This window comes from Acinetobacter haemolyticus (assembly GCF_900406815.1).
Classification (GTDB): Bacteria; Pseudomonadota; Gammaproteobacteria; order Pseudomonadales; family Moraxellaceae; genus Acinetobacter; species Acinetobacter haemolyticus_A.
In genome coordinates this window covers 1-3408 of record NZ_OVCN01000039.1, presented here as the reverse complement: position 1 = coordinate 3408, position 3408 = coordinate 1, and the positions used below count along the sequence as shown (strand labels likewise).

Below are 3408 nucleotides of genomic sequence, written 5' to 3'. Positions count from 1 at the left end.
ACATAAGGTTTCACTATTTAATAAAAAATAAAAAAACAATTAAAAAAGTAACATTAAAGGTGATATCTATAGAAATGTATGAAATAAATCAATGAGGTCAATCATGTTGAAGGCAATTGTTACTTTAGGAGCAGGAGTCGCGATAGGTTGCTATTTAAAATCTAATAAGTCAAAAGTTTTGGATGCTGCTAAAAATAGTGATCAACACTTATCTGAACAAATGAAAGGACGAAGAAATCTCAATAAATCCTAGAAATTTTATTTGATTTTTACTAGGAACGATTGGGTTTAATTAAAAAGACTTTGCTTTATAAGTTTTAATATTTAATGAGTGATACTGAGGAGTCATATATGGAAGATTGGGATATGGTTGCCGAAGATAAAAAAGCAACCAAAAGTAAATATAAAGGCAGCTTTAGAAAGAGTGAAAAAGCTTTATCTGAGCGAAGAAAACATAAATTGGAAAGTGAACGAAAGAAAAAATGTATTTGGTTGGTAGATGTTTAAAATAGAAAACTTTATCAACTATTAACGAACTTTATTCGAGGTGAGAAAAATGAAAAGTTTAGTATTAAAAAGCTTAGCAGCCTGCTTGATTTTGACTCTAATGGGTTGTGAGAAAAATAGGAATGTTGAAGAATCATATCAACATAACGAAACAACTACACCACATGCCTTAGAAAAGGATCCTGTGATAAACAATCAATTGCATGATGATGTGCATGAAGGTGCTTCAAATCCAGCCATAATGGAAAATAATGCCTCACGTGAACTGGATAGTCCTCAAAATACTACATCCGATCAGATGCCTGCATCTTAACGATATAATGAAAATAAGAAAATGGACGATCAATTCAACCGCCATTTTCTTATTTTTAACAGCGCTTTAGATTGTGATGCAATTAACCTTTTTGTTGTTTAATGAGTTTCTATCGCCTTATTGTGTATCTATAGCTTTGCAAATGGACGCAAAATTTGCATAAAGTATTAATTTATTAACAATTAATTACTTAAAATGCTGCATTATTCCTTCGAGGGAATAAAAGAGAATAAGTCATGCATTCATTTCTAAAAATAGCAGAAAATATTTATGAAAAGATTGAAAATGAATTGGGATTTACTGAAAATCCTATCGAAGATCTCAATAATCTTATGATTGCTTTAAGATCTGAAGTGAAAGGTTCAAATTTCAAATTGCTTTATAATTATATAAATTTTGAAGACTTGTTAATGAAGTCAGAAGAGTTGACTATTGATATAAGTCTTATACCAAAAAGTAAAAATAAGAGCGAATATATATTATGGCTCTCGGGATTTATTGCAAAATTGCTTGTGGTTATAAAGAATAATCAGAGTGAAGAACCTAAAAAGAATTTTGTTATTACACCAAAATATTATTTTGATGACTCAGGAAATATAGTATTAAGACAAGAAAAATCTACAAAAGATAAGTGCTTTGATTCTTATAGTGCTGATCTAGTTGAGTAACCTGATCAAATCTAAGAAGGAATAATGAAATGGAAAAAAAGTACAAATTAATTGAAATAAGCGCAGTGAGTGCAGCAGGTGATAATATTATTGTTGAACAGATCTATGAAAAAGAACGAGTAACTGATCTGACGACAAATGAAAAATCATGGATTCCATTATCCAAAATTGTTATTGTTGATAAGGTCATTGATCTGAGTGAAGATAACACCTTTACACATCCTCGTACTGGGAAAATATTTAGTTTGTCATAGAAGATAATCATTAATTTTTATTGAAAATAATATTATGCAAATTAAAATAAGAAAATGTTATTGGATGTGAGGAAGATTTAATGCTTTAGCCCAATCTTTTTTTTGACAGCGAGAACATTGGTAAGCTAAATGGAGAATTTTTTGAGTGTGTCCGCAATACATACAAGAGTAAAATGCATCGGTATTGAGAATATTTGCTTTTTTATAGTCAGTAGGAAATATTGGCAATCCCCATTTAGTTTCTAAATCTTTATAAAATAAGATACTTAAACAACCATCTGTTTCTAATAATGCTACTCTGATTTGACCTAAATGTTCTACACTTTGTTGTCGCATCTCCGCAAAAAATTCATCGTGCGAAAATTTTTCATTTTTCATGGCTTCTATAACTAATAAACCATTTTTAACAATACATATCGGATGGCCTTCTAGAAACAACTCTACTTTTTTATATTTCATCATCGACCATGTCGTTATTCTATATAAAATGATAATCGTACTCATAACTACAAAGGCTTGGATGAGAGGGATTTCCTTAATTAGCATTGGATCTCCAGCGGCAGTACCTAAACTAAGGATAATGGCAACCTCAAAGATTGAAAGTTGTCGTATGCCGCGCTTACCAGACAATTTTAAGAAAAATAAGATTAAAAAAAACATGACAAAACAACGGAAAATAATTTCAAAAACAAATTCCCATGTTGTTTGATGAAAAATTATATTTATTATTTCCATGGTTAAATCCTTTTATAATTTTTTTATTATAATAAAAATGAGCTTATTAAAATAAGCTCATTTTTGAAAAAAATTATTACATTCTATCCCATGCATCTCGAATTGCTTGTTTAGCGTGTTCCCATTTTAACCTTGACTCAGCTTTTAGCTCTTCCCAAGATTGCTCTAAACTACCTTCAACTTCTTCAAAGCGAGTATCACGATCATATTCTGAACGTGCTTTGGTGCCTAATTCATAAGCTTTTGAAAAATCACGATCATAATCTAAATCGGGAGTATTTAATTGAGCTTCTTGATAATAAGGTCGAGTAAGATAACTCTCTCTCCAATAGCTACTTGGATTTTCATTAACTTGGGAACCTTCTGTTCTTTGGTGATTCAAATCTTGCTGTGTCATTGTTTAACTCCAGTAGAATTTTATAAAAATTTAGGAGAATAGTGGTTATTCTCCTAAATTGGTCAGAAGTTAATAATCAGGCTTATTTTTGCTGATTATTGTTTCTACCTTGTTGATTGGAATCTTTTTGATTAGATCCCTGTTGTTGGCGATTATCATTCTGCTGTTGCTGTTGACGATTATCGTTCTGTTGCTGTTGTTGACGATTGTCATTCTGTTGTTGCTGATGACGGTTGTCATTTTGCTGTTGCTGCTGACGACCCTCATTATTTTGGTTTTGCTGTTGTTGGTTTTGATTGTTGCGTTCTTCATTACGCTGATTGTTTGTATTAGCCATGATGTTATCCTCTTTTGCTTTAGATTTAATCTGAACAAATCAGATAATTTATTAAAACATTATTCTTTGATTTGATGTCATAGAGCCTGTTTCCTAATATTTAATTGTAATTTTGAATATGAATAAATTGCTATTATTTAAGCGTTTATTATTTTACAAAAATATTTTATTGTACATAATTCATATAAGTTAATATT

7 protein-coding genes are annotated in these 3408 nt (G+C 30.3%); 4 read left to right on the top strand and 3 right to left on the bottom strand.

Translation table 11 applies throughout. The features are described 5' to 3' along the window. Positions 1-351: 351 nt before the first annotated feature. The 4 genes from DK207_RS15785 to DK207_RS15550 all read left to right on the top strand — a co-directional run bounded on the left by DK207_RS15785 (position 352) and on the right by DK207_RS15550 (position 1742). Positions 352-507, top strand: coding sequence for a hypothetical protein (locus DK207_RS15785; RefSeq protein ID WP_161422024.1), 156 nt, complete (start codon positions 352-354; stop codon positions 505-507). 49 nt (positions 508-556) lie between these two features. Further along, positions 557-820, top strand: coding sequence for a hypothetical protein (locus DK207_RS15560; RefSeq protein ID WP_109441965.1), 264 nt, complete (start codon positions 557-559; stop codon positions 818-820). 236 nt (positions 821-1056) lie between these two features. Then, the gene (locus DK207_RS15555) at positions 1057-1488 is read left to right on the top strand and encodes a hypothetical protein (RefSeq protein WP_109441964.1); all 432 of its coding nucleotides are present in this window, start codon (positions 1057-1059) and stop codon (positions 1486-1488) included. 29 nt (positions 1489-1517) lie between these two features. Further along, positions 1518-1742 (top strand): hypothetical protein, encoded by a 225-nt coding sequence (locus DK207_RS15550; RefSeq protein WP_109441963.1) that lies wholly within the window; start codon positions 1518-1520, stop codon positions 1740-1742. 57 nt (positions 1743-1799) lie between these two features. Here DK207_RS15550 and DK207_RS15545 read toward each other — a convergent pair whose 3' ends face one another. The 3 genes from DK207_RS15545 to DK207_RS15535 all read right to left on the bottom strand — a co-directional run bounded on the left by DK207_RS15545 (position 1800) and on the right by DK207_RS15535 (position 3211). Then, the gene (locus DK207_RS15545) at positions 1800-2477 is read right to left on the bottom strand and encodes a DUF421 domain-containing protein (protein WP_109441962.1); all 678 of its coding nucleotides are present in this window, start codon (positions 2475-2477) and stop codon (positions 1800-1802) included. A 76-nt stretch (positions 2478-2553) separates the two neighbouring features. Next, positions 2554-2874, bottom strand: a complete 321-nt coding sequence (locus DK207_RS15540; protein ID WP_109441961.1) for a hypothetical protein — start codon at positions 2872-2874, stop codon at positions 2554-2556. An 82-nt stretch (positions 2875-2956) separates the two neighbouring features. Further along, positions 2957-3211 carry a hypothetical protein gene (locus tag DK207_RS15535; protein WP_109441960.1) on the bottom strand — a complete coding sequence of 85 codons (255 nt, stop codon included), beginning with the start codon at positions 3209-3211 and terminating at the stop codon, positions 2957-2959. Between the last annotated feature and the right edge of the window lie 197 nt (positions 3212-3408).